At 71.3% G+C, this 20,085-nt stretch carries 17 protein-coding genes and 1 riboswitch; of the genes, 3 read left to right on the plus strand and 14 right to left on the minus strand.

The features are described from left to right. Positions 1-112 precede the first annotated feature (112 nt). Positions 113-538 carry a hypothetical protein gene (locus tag ACNYS0_RS08020; protein WP_422471967.1) on the plus strand — a complete coding sequence of 142 codons (426 nt, stop codon included), beginning with the start codon at positions 113-115 and terminating at the stop codon, positions 536-538. On the opposite strand, the gene ACNYS0_RS08025 is transcribed toward ACNYS0_RS08020, so the two are convergent. After that, positions 507-2,120 (minus strand): APC family permease, encoded by a 1,614-nt coding sequence (locus ACNYS0_RS08025; RefSeq protein WP_422471968.1) that lies wholly within the window; start codon positions 2,118-2,120, stop codon positions 507-509. The genes ACNYS0_RS08020 and ACNYS0_RS08025 overlap by 32 nt on opposite strands. Positions 2,121-2,325: 205 nt before the next feature. Between ACNYS0_RS08025 and ACNYS0_RS08030 the strand changes: the two genes are divergently transcribed. Then, positions 2,326-2,955: a TetR/AcrR family transcriptional regulator gene (locus ACNYS0_RS08030; protein WP_422471969.1), complete on the plus strand. Its 630-nt coding sequence runs from the start codon at positions 2,326-2,328 to the stop codon at positions 2,953-2,955. 41 nt (positions 2,956-2,996) lie between these two features. On the opposite strand, the gene ACNYS0_RS08035 is transcribed toward ACNYS0_RS08030, so the two are convergent. Next, positions 2,997-3,779 carry an SGNH/GDSL hydrolase family protein gene (locus ACNYS0_RS08035; protein WP_422482503.1) on the minus strand — a complete coding sequence of 261 codons (783 nt, stop codon included), beginning with the start codon at positions 3,777-3,779 and terminating at the stop codon, positions 2,997-2,999. A gap of 218 nt (positions 3,780-3,997) precedes the next feature. Beyond that, positions 3,998-4,774, minus strand: coding sequence for a M23 family metallopeptidase (locus tag ACNYS0_RS08040; protein ID WP_422471970.1), 777 nt, complete (start codon positions 4,772-4,774; stop codon positions 3,998-4,000). A gap of 3 nt (positions 4,775-4,777) precedes the next feature. Then, positions 4,778-4,965, minus strand: a riboswitch (cyclic di-AMP (ydaO/yuaA leader). A gap of 368 nt (positions 4,966-5,333) precedes the next feature. On the opposite strand from ACNYS0_RS08040, the gene ACNYS0_RS08045 reads away from it, so the two are divergent. Then, complete coding sequence (locus ACNYS0_RS08045; protein WP_422471971.1) at positions 5,334-6,131, plus strand: tyrosine-protein phosphatase; 798 nt, start codon at positions 5,334-5,336, stop codon at positions 6,129-6,131. 34 nt (positions 6,132-6,165) lie between these two features. Here the strand turns inward: ACNYS0_RS08045 and ACNYS0_RS08050 are convergent, their stop codons facing one another. From ACNYS0_RS08050 to ACNYS0_RS08100, 11 genes are all read right to left on the minus strand, one after another. Further along, positions 6,166-8,682 carry an FtsX-like permease family protein gene (locus ACNYS0_RS08050; RefSeq protein WP_422471972.1) on the minus strand — a complete coding sequence of 839 codons (2,517 nt, stop codon included), beginning with the start codon at positions 8,680-8,682 and terminating at the stop codon, positions 6,166-6,168. After that, a complete protein-coding gene (locus ACNYS0_RS08055) occupies positions 8,679-9,509 on the minus strand; it encodes an ABC transporter ATP-binding protein (RefSeq protein WP_422471973.1) in 831 nt (276 codons plus the stop codon). Before ACNYS0_RS08055 ends, ACNYS0_RS08050 begins: the two co-directional genes overlap by 4 nt. 173 nt (positions 9,510-9,682) lie before the next feature. Further along, positions 9,683-9,859 carry a DUF6126 family protein gene (locus ACNYS0_RS08060; RefSeq protein ID WP_422471974.1) on the minus strand — a complete coding sequence of 59 codons (177 nt, stop codon included), beginning with the start codon at positions 9,857-9,859 and terminating at the stop codon, positions 9,683-9,685. Next, complete coding sequence (locus ACNYS0_RS08065) at positions 9,852-10,505, minus strand: helix-turn-helix domain-containing protein (protein WP_422471975.1); 654 nt, start codon at positions 10,503-10,505, stop codon at positions 9,852-9,854. The genes ACNYS0_RS08060 and ACNYS0_RS08065 overlap by 8 nt, the downstream gene beginning before the upstream one ends. A gap of 102 nt (positions 10,506-10,607) precedes the next feature. After that, complete coding sequence (locus ACNYS0_RS08070; protein ID WP_422471976.1) at positions 10,608-11,993, minus strand: aspartate aminotransferase family protein; 1,386 nt, start codon at positions 11,991-11,993, stop codon at positions 10,608-10,610. Further along, positions 11,990-13,900 carry a 1-deoxy-D-xylulose-5-phosphate synthase gene (dxs, locus tag ACNYS0_RS08075; protein ID WP_422471977.1) on the minus strand — a complete coding sequence of 637 codons (1,911 nt, stop codon included), beginning with the start codon at positions 13,898-13,900 and terminating at the stop codon, positions 11,990-11,992. The genes ACNYS0_RS08070 and dxs overlap by 4 nt, the downstream gene beginning before the upstream one ends. A gap of 37 nt (positions 13,901-13,937) precedes the next feature. After that, the gene (gene ispG / locus ACNYS0_RS08080) at positions 13,938-15,101 is read right to left on the minus strand and encodes a flavodoxin-dependent (E)-4-hydroxy-3-methylbut-2-enyl-diphosphate synthase (RefSeq protein WP_422471978.1); all 1,164 of its coding nucleotides are present in this window, start codon (positions 15,099-15,101) and stop codon (positions 13,938-13,940) included. A gap of 7 nt (positions 15,102-15,108) precedes the next feature. Beyond that, entirely contained in the window at positions 15,109-16,131 is a 1,023-nt protein-coding gene (gene hpnH, locus ACNYS0_RS08085; protein ID WP_385768145.1) for an adenosyl-hopene transferase HpnH, read from the minus strand. A 6-nt stretch (positions 16,132-16,137) separates the two neighbouring features. Further along, positions 16,138-16,794: a phosphorylase family protein gene (locus ACNYS0_RS08090; protein ID WP_422471979.1), complete on the minus strand. Its 657-nt coding sequence runs from the start codon at positions 16,792-16,794 to the stop codon at positions 16,138-16,140. Beyond that, a complete protein-coding gene (shc, locus tag ACNYS0_RS08095) occupies positions 16,794-18,800 on the minus strand; it encodes a squalene--hopene cyclase (RefSeq protein WP_422471980.1) in 2,007 nt (668 codons plus the stop codon). The genes ACNYS0_RS08090 and shc overlap by 1 nt, the downstream gene beginning before the upstream one ends. Positions 18,801-18,901: 101 nt before the next feature. Further along, positions 18,902-20,062: a polyprenyl synthetase family protein gene (locus ACNYS0_RS08100; RefSeq protein WP_422482505.1), complete on the minus strand. Its 1,161-nt coding sequence runs from the start codon at positions 20,060-20,062 to the stop codon at positions 18,902-18,904. Positions 20,063-20,085 lie beyond the last annotated feature (23 nt).

The raw sequence follows: 20,085 nt of genomic DNA on the forward strand, positions 1-20,085 counted from the left end.
GCCCGTGTCTACCTCAACGCGTGGTCAACGTGCCATTCCCCGCCGGGAATTGAGGTGATACCCGGCCGCGCCGCACAGTCGTCGCAAGTCCCTGGCAACCCGAGGAGTCACGATGGCGCACATCGACGCACAGGATCTGGCCGCCCGCTACGCCGCCGTCTGGAACGAGCCCGACCCCGGCCTGCGCCGCAAGGCCGTGGCGGCCCTGTGGGCGCGGGACGGGGTCCATGTCCTTCAGCCGCCTCAGGAGATGCGCGCGGAGGCGCACCGGCTCGGTTTCGCCGGCGCGGCGCTCGTGGCACGCGGTCACGCCGAGCTGGAGGCCCGGGTGGCGCGTGCCCACGAGGAGTTCGTCGCGAGCGGCGAGTACACCTTCCGCGCCGCGCCGGGCGCCGCGGCGGCCCTGGAGGACGTGGTCACGTTCCGCTGGCAGTCGGTGTCCGTGGCGACCGGCGAAGCGGTGGGTGGCGGAACGGAGTTCGTCACCGTCGACGAGGAGGGCCTGATCAGCCGCGACTACCAGTTCCCTGCGCTGTGACCTCCGCGGCGGCGCCCGCCGTGCCGCCCGCGCGGCCGCGCCGCCGTGTCCCAGCCCCGCACGCGTAGAACACCAACCCGATCGCGACGAACAGCAGCAGCGGCAGCACCTGGCTGAGCGTGTACGGCAGCCGCTGCCCGGCGAACGATTCGGGCAGCGAGTCCGCCGGGTTGCCCGAGGTGCCGAACCAGCCCACCCCGAAGCCGGGCCACACGAGAACGATCACGGTGAACGCCACGAAGCCGGTGGCGAGCGCGGTCACGATCCAGGCGCCCACCCGGCCGCCGGGCACGGCGTAGGGCCGCTCCTGGTCGGGGTACTTGCGGCGCAGCACCGCGAGGCTCGGGAAGGTGATGACGTAGGAGATGAACGTCGTGCTGATGGTCAGGCCGAGGCCCGCGGCGAAGTACTTCTCGCCGTCGCCGCCGGTGAGGTTGAGAGCGACGACGAAGAGGATCGAACCGAGCACGGCGGACAGGATGTTGACCCGTACCGGAGTGCCGTGCTTCTCGGAGATGCGGCCCAGCCAGGCCGGGCCCGCGCCGTCCGCGCACGCCACGGCCTGCGCGCGGTGGGCGCCCATCGCCCAGGTGACGCCGGAGGTGAGCAGGCCGATGATGAGGCCGGCCGCGGCGACGCCGCCGAACACCGAGCCCATGCCGGTCAGCGTCACCGTGCCGTCGGCCGCGATGGAGCCGCCGTAGACGGTGAAGACAGCCTTGCAGGCGTCGATGAAACCGCCCAGGCTGCCGATCTCCTCGCTGGGCAGGACGAACAGGATGCCGAGGATGGGGCCTCCGTAGAGGAGCACGGCGGCGAGTCCTGAGCGCAGGATCGACAGGGGGATGTCGCGGCGCGGGTTCTTCATCTCCTCGGCGGCGGAGCTGGGCAGTTCGAAGCCCACGTAGTTGAAGATGAGCACCGGGACGAGCGCCACGAAGCCCGCATACGTAGGCGTGAATTCGCCCGCAGGCAGGGCGTGCACGCCATGTTCGGCGGCGTAGACGACGACGGACACGAGGAAGAAGCCGAGCAGCACGACGCGCGCGACGGCGCCCGCGATGGGCACCCACTTGCCGATGCGCACGGACTGCACCACGGCGAGCGCGCCGCCCCAGATGAACACGAATCCGGCGACGTACTTCCACACGCCCGGCAGCGGCGTGAAGAACTCCTCCCAGGTGGTCAGCGCGATGATGCACAGGCTGCCGCCGACCCAGACCGGATTGGATATCCAGTACAGGAGCTGGTTGACGCCCGCGACGAGCCGGCCGAAGGCCAGGCGCGTCCACACGTACGGGCCGCCCTGCACGGGGAAGGCGGATCCGAGTTCGGCCACGAGCAGGCCGTAGGGGAGGAAGAAGACGACGGCGAGGATGACCATCCAGGTCAGACCCTGCGGGCCCTGGGCCGCGACGGAGCCGATGGTGTCCAGGCCGACGAGCGTGCAGATGAGGAAGAACAGCACGTCCAGCCGGCGCAGATCCTTGCGCAGCCGTGAGCGCTGCTCGCCCCAGCCTTCGGAGAGGTCGGGCTCGTCCCCGGCGGGCGGGGTCGGCGAGAGGGATGGCGCTTGGGTCACGATTGCTCCTGGCGAGAACAGAACGAGGACGGCACGGACAGCTCTTGGGTTCCTGCTGGGGCCGCGCCTACCCCCGTCCAACCGACTTATTGACTGAACGGACAGTCAGTAGTGGAACGTGACGTGACTGTGACCTGTGCGACGCCGGGGCGTCAAGAGTCCTGCACGCAACAAGTCCGCACACAAGAACAACTAGGCTTGCCACGTGACCAGAGTCCGGTTGAGCGTGGCCGAGCGGCGTGAAGAGCTGCTGACGGCCGCCATCGAGCAGATCGAGGCGCGCGGGGTCGCCGCCGTGCGCATCGCCGACGTGGCATCGGCGCTCGGCGTGAGCAACGCGCTGGTGCTGTACCACTTCTCGACGAAGGAGAAGCTCGTCGCGGCCGCGTTCGCGCACGCCTCCGAGAGCGACCTGGCCCATCTGCGCAAGCTGCTCGGCCGCCGCACGACCGCCCTGAAGCGGCTGCGCGCCGCGGTGCGCTGGTACGCGCCGACGGGGCAGGCCAAGGGGTGGCGGCTGTGGATCGAGGGCTGGGCGGCGGCGCTGCGCGAGCCCGCACTGCGGGAGGTCACGCGGGACCTCGACCGGCAGTGGAAGGCGGCGCTCGCGGAGGTGGTGGCCGAGGGCGTGGCGGCGGGCGAGTTCGCCTGCGCGGACCCGATGGGGGCGGCGCTGCGGATCACGGCCCTGCTCGACGGGCTCGCCGTGCAGGTGACCGCGTACGAGGGCAGGTCGGCCGCGGTGTCGCGGGCCCGCATGCAGGAGTGGGTGGACGAGGCGCTCGCCCGCGAACTGGGGCTCGAGCGCGCGGAGTTGACGGGGGCGGGGCGCTGACGGAAACCCGTCAGCGCCGCCGTACCGCCGAGGTCAGTGCGTCAGGACGCCGCCTCCAGGTGCGCCTTCACCGCGTGCGGGTCCACGAAGCCCTTGGCCTGCACCCGGTCGCCGGAGGACTCGCCGCGCAGCCGGCGCCCGATCCACGGCACCAGGAACTCCCGCGCCCAGTGGATGTCGTCGCGCCGCACCTCGAACGTGCCGCGCGGCGGCAGCAGCGGCCACGCCTGCTCGGGGTCGGCCGGCACCTCGACGCCGAGCGCCTGGGCGGCGCGCAGCGCCACCCGGGTGTGCCCCTCGGGCGACAGGTGGAGGCGGTCGTCGTCCCAGGCCCTGCGGTCCTGGACGGACTTCAGCGACCACAGGTCGAGCACCGGGCAGCCGTACCGGTCGGCGATGGCCCGCACATGCATGTTGTACGTGGCGATCTTGCCGCGCAGGTGCTTGAGCACGGCCACGTCACGGGTGTCGAACCCGGTGGCCACCATGACGGTGCCCGCCGCGTCGGCGAGCCTGGCGACGGCCTTCTCGAAGCGTTCGGCCACGTCGTCCGGGTCGGTGCCGGGGCGGATGATGTCGTTGCCACCGGCGACCAGGGTCACCAGGTCGGGGGCGAGCTCGATCGCCTTGGGGACCTGGTCCGCGACGATCTGGTCGATGAGCTTGCCGCGCACCGCCAGGTTCGCGTACTTGAAGGTGTCCTCGGGGACACGGTCGTCCAGGAGGACGGCGAGCCGGTCGGCCCAGCCGGCGAACTTTCCGTCGGGGCCGGGGTCGCCGACCCCTTCGGTGAAACTGTCGCCCACGGCCGCGTAGGACCGGATCGTGCCGTTGAGTGAGTCCGTGAGTGCTCTCGATTCGTTTGCCACGACCACACATCTTTCACCCTCGGATGTGACCTACGCGACCGTAGCCAGGGGTTGACGCGTGGTGAGATAGCCCACTCGCCACCTGGGGAATAAGTGCGCGAACGCACTTCGGCGCCCGGGGAAGATCCCCGGGCGCCGAAGAGAGCGGGTCGTCGCGTCCGCTACGAACGGTCTCAGGCGTCCACGCCGTGCTCGCTCAGGTAGGCGATCGGGTCGATGTCCGAGCCGTAGTCCGCGGTGGTGCGGATCTCGAAGTGCAGGTGCGGTCCGGTGACGTTGCCCGTCGCGCCGGACTTGGCGATCTCCTGGCCGGCCGTCACGGTGTCGCCCTGGGCGACACCGATCGAGGACAGGTGGCCGTACTGGGAGAAGTGGCCGTCGGCGTGCTCGATGACGACCTCGTTGCCGTAGGCGCCGCCCGAGCCGGTCGACACGACGGTGCCGTCGGCGATCGACTTCACGGAGGTGCCGGTCGGGATCGAGTAGTCGGCGCCGGTGTGGCTGCCGCTGGACCACATGGAGCCGGAGTTGCCGTAGCCGTGCCCCTTGGCGCCGTCGACCGGCGCCACGTAGTCGCCGGAGGCGGTGGTCTTGGCGCTCGTCTGCGTGGCGGTGGCCTCGCCCGCGGAGCCGCCCTGGGCCGCGCCGCCGAGGTTCAGCTCGACGCCGATCTTGAGGTGGTCGGCGTTGGGGCCGACGGCGTCCTTGTTGTCCTCGTACAGCTTCTTCCAGCCGCCGTCGACGTCCTGCGCCTTGGCGATCTTCGAGAGCGTGTCACCGGCCTTGACGGTGTACGTCGTGGCGTCGGCGGCAGGGCCGGACGTCGCGGCCTGCGCGCCGGTGGCGCCCATCAGCGGCAGCGCCACGGCGACTCCACCGGCGGAGGCGACGGCGGCGACACGGGCGATGCGGCGGGAGGTCGAAAGGCGGTGCTTTCCCTTTGCGGGCATGCTGAATTTCCTCTCCGTCGCCTACGAGGTGAGCTGTCGGGTTCGGGCTGGAGATGCCCGGCCGCACCCGGAGTACGGGCACGGCTTCACCCCAAGCCGCTTCGGGAAATCCCCCTACGCGGCGTCTTGCGTGTGGGTCCCCCGCTCCTGCCGTGACGGGTAGTCGAAAGGAATCCGGGCGGCGGCAGGACTAGGCGTTCCGACCGGATTGATTGGTGACCGTAGGCGAACCGCAATGGTGGCGACAACTGCCGAATTCTCCTGCGGCGGCAATTCCTTGGGTTTCACAGGCCGCCCTGCGTAACCCTGCGTCGACATTCCCCGCTTTACCAACGCCATACCTTCGGGGATTACTGGGGAGGCAATCGGGGCCGCCCGCCACACAGCGTCACGAACATGAGGCCGGTCACGCACACGCCTACAAGCCCCTTCGATTCATGCACAGTTGGCACAGAACGGAGTGAATCGGACAGATGGTTGCCTGTGGAACCGATGTCGTATCGTCAGGAGCGCGCCCGCCGGCGACCCAACGCCGGTGCACCGATTGGGAGGAGCCCCTGTGACGCAGCACGCACCGTCCACCGAGCCCGAGCTGACCGGAGTGCGCAACTTCCGAGACGTGGGCGGCCTGCCCACCGTGGACGGCCGGCGCGTGCGCCAGGGCGTGCTGTTCCGCAGCGGTCACCTGGCCCACGCCACGGCCGAGGACTCGGCCTTCCTCTCCTCCCTCGGCCTGCACACGGTCTTCGACTTCCGCAACGCCGCGGACCAGCGGCTGGAGGGCGCGGACGTCGAGCTGCCCGGCGTGCGCAATCTGAACCTGCCGCTCAACGACCCGGCCGACGGCGCCGAATTCTGGGCCATGGTCCGCGACGGCGACATCGAGCAGCTGCGCCAGATCCTCTCCGAGGGCCGCGCGGCGAACCGCCTCGTCGAGTCCTACCGGACCATGATCAAGGAGCGCACCGCCGAGCACAGCCGCGTGCTGCACTCCCTCGCCGAGGACAGCCTCCCCGCGCTGATGCACTGCGCGGCCGGCAAGGACCGCGCGGGCCTGTCGATCGCGGTGACGCTGCTCGCGGTGGGCGTGGAGCGCGAGGCCATCGAGGCGGACTACCTCAAGTCGAACGAGAAGCACCGCCGCTACAACGTGCGCCGCACCGCCACCGCGAAGGACGCCTACTCCCCCGAGGTCATGGAGCTGCTCAGCCCGCTCTTCGACGCCCGCATCGAGTACCTGAACGCCGGCCTCGAGACCATCGACGAGGAGTGGGGCAGCACGGACCGCTACCTCGAAGAGGGCCTGAAGGTCTCCGCCGCCACGCGCGAGCGGCTGCGCGAGCGCCTGCTCGACTGACCGGCGGGCAGGGCAGCGGACCGACGGCCGACGCTCACCCCCGCCCGTCGCGCAGTGCCGCGCGGGCGGGGAGGGTCACGGCGAGCAGGCCGAGGCACACCGCGCCCCCGGCGAACGTGCCGTACAGCAGCGGCGGTATGTACGGGGACTCCCCCGTCATGCCGCGCATCATCGGGGTCAGCGTGATCATCGCGATGGTCGTGCCCAGCGCCACCCCCGCCGCCGACACCAGCAGGCTCTCCCAGCGCAGCATCCGCAGCACCTGGCGGCGCGTGGAGCCGACGAGGCGGAGCACGGTCAGTTCGCGACGGCGGTCCAGGACCGTCATCACCAGGGTGTTGACCGCCGCGACGGCCGCGAAGCCGCCCAGGACCGCGGCCATCATGTAGTTGGACCAGGCGCCCAGTTCGTCGTCCACGCTCTGCGCGACGGCGTACCCCGAGGCGTCGGTGACCTGGCCGAGCGCCGACAGCGGTCCGGCGTCCCCGCCGCGCACCAGCAGCGTGCCGTCGAAGCCCGAGGTGACATGTCCTGCCAGGGAAGCGCGGTCCATGGTCACCGCCGGCAGGCCCAGGCCCCGGCCGTAGACCGCGGCGACCTCCGGACGGGCCTTCGTGCCGTCCGGGAGGTAGAGCTTCAGCCTGTCCCCGACCTCCACCTTCGCCGCCGTGGCGAGGGTCCGGTCGATGGCGACGCGGTCCGCGCCCACCCGGTCCAGGCTGCCGCCGCGCACATCCAGGTCCTGCACCTTGGCGAGCTCGGCGCCGGAGCCCGAGATGCCCTGCGCCGCGGTCGCCTGCAACGATGTCTCGCCGCCCGAATCGACCGGGACGAGGACCTGCGTGTCGAGCAGGCTCACCGCCGCGTCGACGCCGGGAGCGCGGGCGGCCCGGTCCGCGGCACCCGCGGGCAGGCCCGCCGCGTTGGTGACCACGTGGTCCGCCGTGAGGCCCGCGCGCAACTGGTCCGCGGAGACCTTGATCTCGCTCGTGTGCATGAACACCAGCGTCGAGGCGAAGGCCATCGCCAGCACGATCGGCGTGATCGCGGAGGCCAACCGGCGTGAGTTCGTACGGGAGTTGGCGGCCGCCAGCGAGGCCGAGGCACCGCCGCCGCGCAGCAGCGCCCCGAAGAGCGCCGCGCACAGCCGGGCCACCAGCGGGCCGAGCAGGGCGACGGCGAGCATGAAGAGCATCACGACGCCGAGGGAGGCATTGGCCGCGTCGGCGCCGCCGGTCGTGGCCGCGACGCCCGCGAGCGCCGAGCCGCCGCCCAGGGCCGCGAGGCCGAGCACGGTACGGAAGACACCCGGGCGCAGCCGCTCCACCGAGGCCTCGGCGAGCGCCTGCCCCGGCTTGATCTTCGCGGGCCTGCGCCCGGCGATCCAGCCCGCGCCGAGTGCGGTGAGCAGCCCCGTCCCGACGGCGGCCGCGAGCGGGATCCACGAGACGTGCAGCTCGACCGCCTGCGGGACGGCCCCGCGGTCCTTCAGCTGCCCGAACCACCAGTGCGCGAGCCCGATGCCCGGAAGGCACCCCAGCACCCCCGCGAGCGGCGCGACCAGCAGCGCCTCTGCCGCGACCGCCCGGCGGATCTGCCGCGGGGTGGCGCCCACGGCACGCAGCAGCGCGAACTCGCGGGTGCGCTGGCCGACGGAGAGGGCGACCGTGCCGGCCGCGGTGAACACGGCGACCAGCGTCGCGATCCCGCCGAAGGAGCCGCCGAGCGCGGTGAGTGTCTCCTTGGCGTAGGCCAGGCCGTGGTCCTCCACCTCGCCGCGGTCGTCGCCGGTGAGCACCTGCGCGCCGGAGCCGGCCAGGGCCTTGTCGACAGCCCTGGCGAGAGCACCGGTGTCGGCTCCGTCCTTGGCCAGGACGGCCACGGCGTCGGCCTTGCCGGGGTGCCCGGACAGCGCCGGGGCCTCGGTGTCCGCGAACCAGGCCGTGGCCCCGCCGCCGGACGCCGCGCCCGCCGCCCCGGTGTCGCCCGCCCCGGCCTCGGCCAGACCGGACACCCGGAACCGCGCGCGCCCGGCGGCCGTTTCCAGCGCGACCGTGTCGCCGACGTGCGCCTTCGCGGTGCGGGCCGCGGCGGCGTCGAGGACCACCTCGCCCGCGCGCGGACCGGCTCCTCCGGACAGCGTGGCGCCGGTGAAGGCGTGCGAGCCCCAGCCGTGGCCGGTGAGCGCGCCGCCGCCCTGCCGCACCGGGAAGGTGAAGTCCGGCACCGCGGCCTCGGCGCCCGGCGCTCGGGCTGCCTGCGCGGCGAGGGCCGCATCCACGCGCGCGGTGTCCGGGAGCGGATACGCGGTCTCCTCGGGGCCGTCGACGGTGTCGGCGACGGCGCGGGCCGACTGGTCGGCCGCCGCCACGACGGGCGCGTTCGCGTACCGCTCGGCCGGGACCGAGGCGCGTACCCCCGTCTCCAGCAGACTGCCGCAGGCCGCGACGATCAGCGCCGACATCAGCAGCGCGACGAACGTGCCCGCGAACGAGGCGGGCTTGAAACGCACGGCCGCCCGCGCGAGGCCGTTGGGAGCGAGGCGCCTCATGCCGCCGCCCCCGCCATCGTGCCCGCGCGGGAGGTGCGGGCGGCGAGCGTCGCCATCCGCGCCGCGATCCGCTCCGCCGAGCCGCGCTCCAGGCTGTCGGCGAAGGCGCCGTCGGCCAGGAACAGCACGCGGTCGGCCCAGGCGGCCGCGACCGGGTCGTGGGTGACCATGACGACCGTGGCACCGAGGGTGTCGACCGCGTGCCGGAGCAGGCCGAGGACCTCGGCGGCGGTGCCGGTGTCGAGGGCGCCGGTGGGCTCGTCGGCGAACACCACATCGGGGCTCGTGACCAGGGCGCGGGCGACCGCCACGCGCTGCTGCTGGCCACCGGAGAGCTCGCCGGGCCGGCGCCGCGCCTTGTCGGCGAGCCCTACCTGTGCGAGCACCGCGGCCGCGCGGCGGCGGTCCTGGCGGCGTCCCGCGAGACGCATCGGCAGCAGCACGTTCTGCTCCACGGTCAGCGACGGCAGCAGGTTGAACGCCTGGAAGACGAAGCCGAGGCGGCTGCGGCGCAGCTCGGTGAGCCGGTTCTCGCTCATCCCGGTGATCTCTGTGCCCCCCAGGCGCACGGATCCCTCCGTCGGCCGGTCGAGCCCGGCGGCGCACTGGAGGAAGGTGGACTTGCCGGACCCCGACGGGCCCATGACGGCCGTGAACGTGCCGCGCGGCAGCGCCAGATCGACCCCCGCGAGCGCGTGCACCGCCCCGGCCCCGCGCCCGTACTGCCGCCGCACACCGCGCAGTTCGACAGCGAACCCCGGCGTCCCTTCCGGCCCCTCCGGCCGGCCGTCCCCCGCCGTCCGCCGCTTGCTCCTGCGTAGCCCCATGGCCCTGTCCCGCCCTCTCGCACTCATCCGCGTTCTGCATCCGCGTTCTGACGGAGAGGAGTGTGCGAGGACGAACGGGCGCCCGGCGTCATACCCAGGAGCCAAGATGGAGGTGCTACCGCAGTAGGGGGCCCGCCCGGACCCGCCCCCGTTGACTACTGCTGACTACTGCCTCACTGATTCCCGCCCAGCGTGAACAGCAGATAGATGAACGCCGCCAGGGCATGCCCCGCGAAGACGTACACCAGGACGCGCACCAGGATGCCGCGCGGCAGCTTGTCCTCGATCTGGCGGCGGGCCGGGGCAGGGGTGGGCTCGGTCGTGCCGGCCGTGTCAGCGGTGTCAGCCATGGCGTGTCTCCTTTACCGGGCCCGACGACGGGCCGAGGCACAGCGCGGCCGTCGGGCTCTGAAGCAGGGTGTGGACGAACAGGAAGTCGACGCCGCCCGGGTCGACCGCGGCGATCCGGTGCGGGGTGAGCGAGTCGAAGTGGGAGCTGTCCCCCGGGTCGAGCCGGTAGGAGGTGTCCCCGAGGCGCAGGCGCAGCCGGCCCGACAGGACGTACAGCCACTCCTCCCCCGGGTGCACGCGCACGACATCGCCCTGGGAGCCGTACGGCGCGTGGACCTGCAAGGCCTGCATGCCGCGGCCCGGTGACCCGGCCTGCCGGTACGTCCAGCCACCGGCCTCGGTGGCGTCCATCGTGCCGCCGCGCACGACGGCGTCCCGGTCGGCGGGGGTCTCGCCGAGGAGTTCGGATACCGTCGTACCGTAGATACGGGCCAGTGAGAGCAGCATCGGGAGCGAGGGCTGACGCTGTCCGGTCTCCAGGCGGGACAGGTGCGCCGGGGACAGACCGGCGGATCCGGCGGCCACCTCCAGCGTGAGGGCGGCTCGGCGGCGCAGTTCGCGGAGCTGGGGCGCGACGGCGGGAAGTTCCGGGGGTTCCGGAACCTCCGCACCGTCCGCCTCGTCCGGCGAGAGGGCAGGGCTCATGCTCTCGATTCAGCCAGAGCCTTGCCTCTGCGGCAACTTTCTTGCCTCAGAGGCAAAGGCCCGCGGTCGAAGCCGAGCAGACCGCCCCGGTCGACCGCATGCTCAGCGGTTCGCCACCGCCTGCTTGATCAGCGTCTTGCTGAAGTCCCACATCAGTCCGCCCCCACTGTGCGCGTCGTCCATGACCGCCGTGAACGCCTCGACGAACCGCTCGACGTCGTCCTCGTTCACGACCAGCGGCGGGATCAGCTTGATGACTTCCAGGTGGTCGCCCGAGACCTGGGTCAGGATCCGGTGCTTCTGCAGGAGCGGCACCACGACCATCTGCGCGAACAGGCCCTTGCGCGCGGCCTGCAACATCGTCCAACGGCTGCGCAGTTTCAGGGACTTGGGCCGGCCGAACTCGATGCCGATCATCAGGCCCCGCCCGCGTACGTCGCTCAGCAGCTCGTAGCGGTCGACGAGTTCGGTCAGGCGGGCCGTGAGCAGCTCGCCCATCGCCCGCGCGTTCGCGACCGTCTCCTCGTCCTCCATGACCGACAGGACCGCGAGGCCCGCCGCCATCGCCTGCGCGTTGGAGCCGAAGCTCGCCGAGTGGACGAGGACCCGGTCCATGGACGAGTAGACCTTCTTGAAGATCCAGTCCTTGCCGAGCGTCGCGCCGACCGGTACGTACCCGCCGGAGAGCGCCTTCGCGATGCACACCAGGTCCGGCTCGACGCCCTCCTCGTGCTGGTAGGCGTAGAAGTCGCCCGTCCGTCCCAGGCCTGTCTGCACCTCGTCGGCGATGAGCAGTGCCTTGTGCTTGCGCAGCAGCTCCTGGGCGCCCCGCAGATAGCCGGGCGGCGCCGCGTACACGCCCTTGCCCTGGATCGGCTCGACGATCAGGCCGGCGACGTCGCCCTTCTTCAACTCCTTTGCCAGCGCGTCGAGATCGCCGAGCGGGACCGGGGTGTCGGGCAGCAGCGGGGCGAAGCCGTCGCGGAAGCCGTCCTCCCCGTTCACCGACAACGAGCCGGTCGTCAGACCGTGGAAGGCGTGCGCGCAGTACAGGATGCGGGGCCTGCCGGTCGCGTACCGCGCGAACTTCAGCGCCGTCTCGACCGCCTCCGTACCGCTGTTGCCGAAGAACACCCGGTCCAGGTGCGGGCTGTGCGCCACCAGCTTCTCGGCGAGCAGGCCCGGCAGCGGCTGGCAGTCGAAGCGGGTCAGGTCGGCGAGCGAGGCGTCGAGGACGTCGTGCAGCGCCTTGCGTACGACGGGGTGGTGCCGGCCGAGGCCCATGACGCCGAAGCCGGCGAGCATGTCCAGGTAGTCGTTGCCGTCCGCGTCCCAGAAGTGCGCGCCCTCGGCCCGCTCGTAGACCTTGTCGAAGCCGATGGTGTGCAGCATCTTCGGCAGCTGGTGGTTGAGGTACTTGGCGTGCAGCTCGTACCGTTCGGCGCCGCGCTCGGCGAGCAGCGTGCCGAGGTCGAACTCCTTGCTCATGCGTTGATCTCCTTGTCCGCGGCCGGGTTCGGGTTGTCCGCGGCCAGGCTCAGGCTGGTCGCGATCCGGCCCGCGATCTCCACCGGCGTCAGACCGATGTCGGCCAGCACCTCACCCCGCTTGGCGTGCGGCAGGAACTGCTCGGGGATGCCGAACCGCCTTACGGGGACGTCGACTTCGGCCTCGCCGAGGGCGAGCGCGACGGCCGAGCCGACGCCCGCCGCCTTGCTGTTGTCCTCGACGACGGCGACCAGCTCGTGCGCGGCGGCCAGCGGCGCGAGGCCGGGGTCGACGGGTTTGACCCAACGGGGGTCCACGACCGTGCAGTTGATGCCGCGTTCCTCCAGGAGCTCGGCGGCCTGGAGGCACACCGGCGCCATCACGCCGACCGAGACAAGGAGCACCCGCGCGCCCTCGGTCCGGTGCAGTACGTCCATGCCGCCGACGCGGTCGACGGCCTCGATCGGAGCGCCCACCGATTCCTTGGGGAACCGCAGCATGGTCGGCGCGTCGTCGACCGCGACCGCTTCGCGCAGCTGCGCCCGGAGTTGGTCGGCGTCGCGCGGCGCCGCGATCCGCAGACCGGGCACGACCTGGAGCACGGACATGTCCCACATGCCGTTGTGGGAGGGCCCGTCGGCGCCGGTGACACCGGCCCGGTCGAGCACGAAGGTGACCCCGCACTTGTGCAGCGCGACGTCCATCAGCAGCTGGTCGAAGGCCCGGTTGAGGAAGGTCGCGTACACGGCGACCACCGGGTGCAGACCGCCGGTCGCGAGTCCGGCGGCCGACACCGCCGCGTGCTGCTCGGCGATCCCGACGTCCCACACCCGCTCGGGGAACTCCTGGGCGAACTTGGTGAGCCCCACCGGGTGCAGCATCGCCGCGGTGATCGCGACGACGTCCTCGCGCTCGCGCCCGATCGCCGCGATCTCGTCGCCGAACACCGAGGTCCAGGAAGGTCCGTTGGACGGTGCGAGCGGCTCGCAGGTGAGCGGGTCCATCACGCCGACGGTGTGGAAGCGGTCGGCCTCGTCGGCGAGCGCGGGCTCGTAGCCGCGGCCCTTCTCGGTCAGGCAGTGCACAAGTACCGGCCCGTGGAAGCGTTTTGCGCGCCGCAGCGCCGATTCCATCGCGCCCACGTCGTGGCCGTCGATGGGGCCCACGTACTTGAGGCCCAGGTCCTCGAACATGCCCTGCGGCGCGAACGCGTCCTTGAAGCCCTTCTTCGCGCCGTGCAGCGACTCGTACACGGTGTGCCCGACGACGGGTGTCTTCAGGAGTACGTCCTTGCCCCAGGCCAGCACCTTCTCGTAGCCATCGGTCGTCCGGAGTGTCGCCAGGTGGTTCGCGAGACCGCCGATGGTCGGAGCGTACGAGCGCTCGTTGTCGTTGACGACGATGATCAGCGGCCGGTCCTTGGCGGCCGCGATGTTGTTCAACGCCTCCCAGGCCATGCCTCCGGTCAGCGCGCCGTCGCCGATGACGGCGACGGTGTGGCCGCGCTCGCCCTGCACCTGGCGCGCCTTGGCCAGGCCGTCGGCCCAGCCGAGCGCCGTGGAGGCGTGCGAGTTCTCCACGACGTCGTGCTCGGACTCCTCGCGCGAGGGGTAGCCGGACAGGCCGCCCTTGCCGCGCAGCTTGGAGAAGTCCTGGCGGCCCGTCAGAAGCTTGTGCACATAGCTCTGGTGCCCGGTGTCCCACACGAGGCGGTCCACCGGTGATTCGAAGACCCGGTGCAGCGCGATGGACAGTTCCACCACGCCCAGGTTCGGTCCGAGGTGTCCCCCCGTCCTCGCGACCGCGTGGATGAGGAACTCCCGGACCTCCGTGGCCAGTTCGTCGACCTCCTCCTCGCTCAGTGCCTTCAGGTCGCGCGGCCCCCGGATGCCTTCCAGAATCGTCACGCTCGAGCCCCCTTCCCGTCCGTACGTCGTCAAGAAATCAGCTCACGGTGACGTCGGGAGCTCCCGACGCGGCGCCGTCCTTCTCCATCTGTTCGGCGATCTTCATCGCCTCTTCGATCAGCGTCTCGACGATCTTCGATTCGGGGACGGTCTTGATGACCTCGCCCTTGACGAAGATCTGGCCCTTGCCGTTGCCGGAGGCGACACCGAGGTCCGCCTCGCGCGCCTCGCCGGGACCGTTGACCACGCACCCCATGACGGCCACCCGCAGCGGCACCTCCATGCCGTCGAGGCCCGCGCTCACCTCGTCGGCGAGCTTGTAGACGTCCACCTGCGCGCGCCCGCAGGACGGGCACGACACGATCTCCAGGCGACGTTCCCGCAGGCCGAGCGACTCCAGGATCTGGATGCCGACCTTGCACTCCTCGGCGGGCGGCGCGGACAGCGACACGCGGATGGTGTCGCCGATGCCCTCGCTCAGCAGTGCCCCGAAGGCGACGGCGGACTTGATGGTGCCCTGGAAGGCGGGTCCCGCCTCGGTGACGCCCAGGTGGAGCGGATAGTCGCAGGCGGCGGCGAGCTGCCGGTACGCGTTGACCATGACCACCGGGTCGTTGTGCTTCACCGAGATCTTGATGTCCCGGAAGCCGTGCTCCTCGAAGAGCGAGGCCTCCCACAGCGCCGACTCGACGAGTGCCTCCGGGGTCGCCTTCCCGTACTTCTGGAGCAGCCGCTTGTCCAGCGATCCGGCGTTGACCCCGATACGGATCGGCGTGCCGGCGTCGGAGGCGGCCCGCGCGATCTGCTTCACCTTGTCGTCGAACTGCTTGATGTTGCCCGGGTTGACGCGCACCGCCGCACATCCCGCGTCGATGGCGGCGAACACGTACTTCGGCTGGAAGTGGATGTCCGCGATCACGGGGATCTGCGACTTGCGCGCGATGGTCGCGAGCGCGTCCGCGTCGTCCTGCGTCGGGCAGGCCACGCGCACGATCTGGCAGCCGGAGGCGGTCAGTTCGGCGATCTGCTGGAGCGTCGCGCCGATGTCGGACGTGCGCGTCGTGGTCATCGACTGCACGGACACGGGAGCGCCGCCTCCCACGGCCACCGGTCCGACCTGGATCTGACGGCTGACTCGCCGTTCAGCGATGGGTCGGACCGGCACCTCGGGGAGGCCCAGTGAGACAGGCTCTCCGTTCATGACGCGCTCACCCACGGTTCCCGGCGACGGTCTCGGACATGGCGCGAATGGACTCCTTCAGCGATCCCATCGTGGCGAGCACGGCGGTCGGCTCGTAGCCGCAGTGCGCCATGCAGTTGTCGCAGCGCGGGTCCTTGCCGCGGCCGTAGGCGTCCCAGTCGGTCTTCTCGATGAGCTCCTTGTACGTGGGCACGTACCCGTCCGCCATCAGGTAGCAGGGCTTCTGCCAGCCGAACAGCGAGTAGTTGGGGATGGCCCACGCGGTGCACGGGAAGTCGACCTTGCCCTCGAGGAAGTCGAGGAACAGCGGCGAGTGGTTGAGCCGCCAGCGCCGCCTGTTGCCGCCCGTGAACGCCTTCTTGAACAGCTCGCGGGTCTGCGTGACGCCCAGGAAGTGGTCCTGGTCGGGCGCCTTCTCGTAGGCGTACGCGGGCGAGATCATCATCTCGTCGACCTGGAGGTCGTCGTTGAGGTAGTTGAGCACCTCGATGATGTTCTGCGGGGTGTCGGTGTTGAAGAAGGTCGAGTTCGTGGTGACTCGGAAGCCGCGCCGCTTGGCCTCCTTGATCGCCTCGACCGCCTCGTCGAAGACACCTTCCTTGGCGACGGACTCGTCGTGCCGTTCGCGCATGCCGTCGATGTGCACCGTGAAGGCGAAGTACGGCGAGGGCGTGAACTTGTCCATCTTCTTGCGCAGCAGCATCGCGTTGGTGCACAGGAAGACGTACTTCTTCTTGGCCACCAACTGCCGCACGATCTCATCGATCTGAGGGTGCATCAGCGGTTCGCCACCCGCGATGGACACCATCGGGGCGCCCGATTCGAGGACGGCGCCGACGGCCTGGGCGACCGGCATGCGCTGCTTGAGCACCCCGGCAGGGTGTTGGATCTTTCCGCAGCCCTCGCACTTCAGGTTGCAGGCGAAAAGCGGTTCCAATTCGACGATGAGCGGAAACTTGTCCCGCCGGCGGATCTTCTGTTCAGCGAGATAGGTCGCGACCTTGATGGATTGACGAAGCGGCATGGCCATCTGGGCTCACCTCCGAGGGAGCAGCAAAGAACGGTGCCATTCAAAAAAAGCGGGCAGGACGGCACGAAGGACACGGAAAGCCGATATTCCACCGCGCACCGTGCCGATCCTGACGAGTTCATGTTCTGGAGCGTCCACGACCACCCGGACGGCGGCAACCGGACGCCTCCCGGCGCCCCCGGCCGCCCGCAGGGTCGCGGCCGACTCCATGTCGACGGCGATCGCGCCGGTCGCGAGCAGGTCGGCGCGCTCGTGACCGCGCACCACGTGGTCGGAACCGGTCAGCGGACCGGTGTGCACGGTCCTGCCGGGCACGGCCCGCACCAGCTCCTTGACGAGGAGCTCCGTGCCCGCGCACGGCGTGGCGCCGTGCGTGTCACGGGTCTCCTCGGCGACGACCAGGTCGCCGGGGTGCATGCCGGGCGCGAGCCCGGCGCAGAACCCGGTGGCCAGCACGGCGGCGTCACGCAGCACGGGCGCGCCCAGGGCCTCGGTCACGGCACGCTCCGCGGCCGTGGGCCCCATGCCCGTCCGCAGCACGGTCACGGGGCTCGTGGCCCCGGCCCTGCTGCCGCTGCGCAGCGCGAGGTGCTCGATGCCGAGCGCACAGGCGACCAGCAGCGGCGCGGTCTCCGGTGGGCGGCCCACCGGCGATGCGGTCATCAGCTCCCCTTGGTGGCGGCGCCCTTGTCACTGAACGGCTCGCCGTTGACGTACCGGCCGAGCGCGGTCAGCGGGAACACCTGCCGGTACAGGTGGTAGTTGATCGAGAAGTCCCAGGGGAAGCCGGTACCGGTGAAGTACGGTTCGTCCCAGGTGCCGTCCTCGGTCTGGGTCTCGGCGAGGTAGGTGACGCCGCGTTCGACGGCCTTCGAGTCCCGCTCGCCGGCCGCGAGCAGCGCGAGCAGCGCCCAGCCGGTCTGCGAGGCGGTCGAGGCGCCGTGCCCCTTCCAGTCCTCGTAGCGGTACGAGCGCAGGTCCTCGCCCCAGCCGCCGTCCTCGTTCTGGACGGACTCCAGCCAGCCGACGGCCCGTCTGATCGCGGGGTGCGAGGCGGGCAGCCCTGCCGCGGTCAGGGCGGGCACCACCGAGCCGGTGCCGTAGACGTAGTTGACGCCCCAGCGGCCGAACCAGGCACCGTTCGGCTCCTGTTCGGCGAGCAGCCACTCGATACCGCGGCGGGTGCGCGGATCGCGCGTATGCCCCTCGATGGCGAGCATCTCGACGACATGCCCGGTGACGTCGGCGGACGGCGGGTCGATGACCTCGCCGAAGTCGCAGAACGGCAGCCGGTTGGGGAAGGGGCTGGTGTTGTCGACGTCGAAGGCGCCCCACGCGCCGTTCTTCGACTGCATCCCGAGGTTCCAGCGCACGCCGCGCTCGATGGCCCGCTCGACGCGCGCCTTGTCGGGGTGGTCCACCCGGCGCAGCGCGAGCACGACCTCGGCGGTGTCGTCGATGTCGGGGTAGTTGTCGTTGTCGAACTCGAAGGCCCAGCCGCCGGGCTCCAGTTGGGGCCTGCGCACGGACCAGTCGCCCGGCCGGTCGATCTGCTCGGCGATCATCCATTCGGCGGCACTGACGAGCGCCGGATGGTCGGCGGGCAGGCCCGCGTCGGCGAGCGCGATGGTCGCCAGGCACGTGTCCCACACCGGCGACTGGCAGGCCTCGATCATCCGGGCCCCGTCCTCGCGCCACACGGCGAACCGGTCCAGGGACGCCAACCCGGCCTTGAGGACCGGGTGTTCGAGGTCGTAGCCGAGCAGGTGCAGGGCGATGACGGAGTAGACGGCGGGCGGCTGGATGCCACCCCAGCAGCCGTCGTTCTCCTGCCGCTCGACGATCCAGCGGGCCGCGGAGTTCATCGCGGCCTTGCGCAGCCGCCGCAGGGCCACCTTGCGGTAGCCGTGCATGATCTTGTCGAGACGCTGGAACGCGCCGTCCCAACTCCCCACCGGGGCAAGGGGCTTGGCCGGGTTCGGGTCGCTCGCGTCGGTGTGCAGCTCGTCCAGCGGGAACGGCGCGGGCCGCACCGGTCGCTTCGCGGACACCACGGTGAGCGGCACGATGGTCTGCCGGGCCCAGCAGCCGAAGTCGTAGATGTTGAGCGGCATCCACTTGGGGAAGTAGATGAGCTCCGGCGGGAGTTCGGGGAGGTCCTCCCACTTCCACCAGCCGAACAGGGCCAGCCAGATGCGGGTGAACACGCGGCTCTCGGCGATGCCGCCGCGCTCGCGGATCCACGCGGAGGCCTTCGCCATGTGCGCGTCGTCCGGCGCGTCACCGGCCAGGCGCAGCGCGACGTACGCCTCGATGGTGGTGGACAGCTCGCCGGGGCCGCCGTAGAAGGTGGCCCAGGTGCCGTCCTCGCGCTGCTCGCCACGGATGAACAGCGCGGCGGCTTCGGTGGTGGCCTGGTCCCTGATGCCGAGGAACTGGCGCAGCAGCAGGTCTTCGGCGTCCATCGTCACGTTGGTGTCGAGGTCGCCCTTCCACCAGCCCCGGTCGTCCTGCCGCGCGAGCAGGAAGTCCGTGGCGCGCTGTATGGCTCGTCCGGCGGCGGCTTCGGGCCCGGCCGCCCCGGGGGTCGTGTCGGTCAGTTGGGCAGTGGTGGCCGAGGTCGGCTGCGGGGCAGTGGCTCCGGAGCTTCCGTCGGTCGTCGCTGTCATGGCTATCCCTTCATGCAGTGGTTCTGATGCTGGGTAACCGTCGGCCGGGGCCCTGGCGGGACACCGGCCGGCGACTGCGAGTCATATGCGGCCGATAGTGATCATCTCTTTCGTACGACGACGAAGTCGGCGAGCGCCACGAACTGGGCGCGCACCGCGGCTGGCATCTGGACGGAGTCCAGGGCTTGGAGGGCGACGTCGTACTGGCGTCGCGCTTCCTCGGCGGTCCACTCGCGCCCGCCGGCCTCCTCGATGAGGGCGGCGCGGGCGGCGAAGTCCGCCTCGGTGAAGGGGTCGGAGTCGCCCGCGGACGGAGTCCGCTCGTCAAAATCAATCTTGGCGTCCGCGGCGAGCAGTTCGCCGAGTCGCTCGGAGGCCGGGCCGCCCGCGCCGAGCGCGGCGACGACCGGGAGGGACTTCTTGCGCTGGCGCAGGTCGCTCCAGGTCTGCTTGCCCGTCGACTCCGGGTCGCCCCAGATGCCGAGCAGGTCGTCGACGGCCTGGAAGGCGAGGCCCAGGTGGTAGCCGTACTTCTCCAGGGCGTCGGCGGTCGCGTCGTCGGCGCCGCCGAGGACCGCGCCGATGGAGGAGGCGCAGGCGAGCAGGGCGCCCGTCTTGTTGCCCTCCATCTCCAGGCACTCCACGACGCTGACGCGCTCGCGGTGCTCGAAGCCGATGTCCTGCGCCTGCCCGTCGATGAGGGCGCGGCTGGCGGTGGTGAGCCGGCGCGTGGCGCGGCCGGCGTCGACGGTCTCCAGCTCCAGGATGATCTCGTTGGCGAGCGCGAAGAGGGCGTCGCCGACGAGGATCGCCTGGGCGGGGCCGTGCACCTTCCACACCGTGTCGCGGTGGCGGCGCTGCTCGTCGCCGTCCATCAGGTCGTCGTGCAGCAGCGAGAAGTTGTGCACGAGCTCGACCGCGACGGCGCCCGGCACGCCGACCTCCGGGGCGGCGCCCGCCGCCTGCGCGGACAGCACTGCCAGGGCGGGGCGCACGGCCTTGCCGCCGTCGCCGTCGGCCGGGTTGCCGGCGGCGTCGATCCAGCCGAAGTGGTACGCGGCGACGGTGTCCATCGGGGGTGCCAGGCGGTCCACCGCCGCCTTGAGCACGGGGGTGGCCAGGGTTCGGCCGCGCTCCAAAAGCGCGGTCACGTCCACCGCGTCGGCAGCCTCTGGGGCCGAGGGCACAGGTGGCACAGTCTCTCCTTGTGTAACCGGATACAGCGTTGTCGGCTTGTCGACCTGGCGCGGGTCGCTGGTCACGTCCACCGTGGGAAGGTCGCTTG

Origin of the sequence: Streptomyces anthophorae, from assembly GCF_049310305.1 — a bacterium.
Taxonomy (GTDB): domain Bacteria; phylum Actinomycetota; class Actinomycetes; order Streptomycetales; family Streptomycetaceae; genus Streptomyces.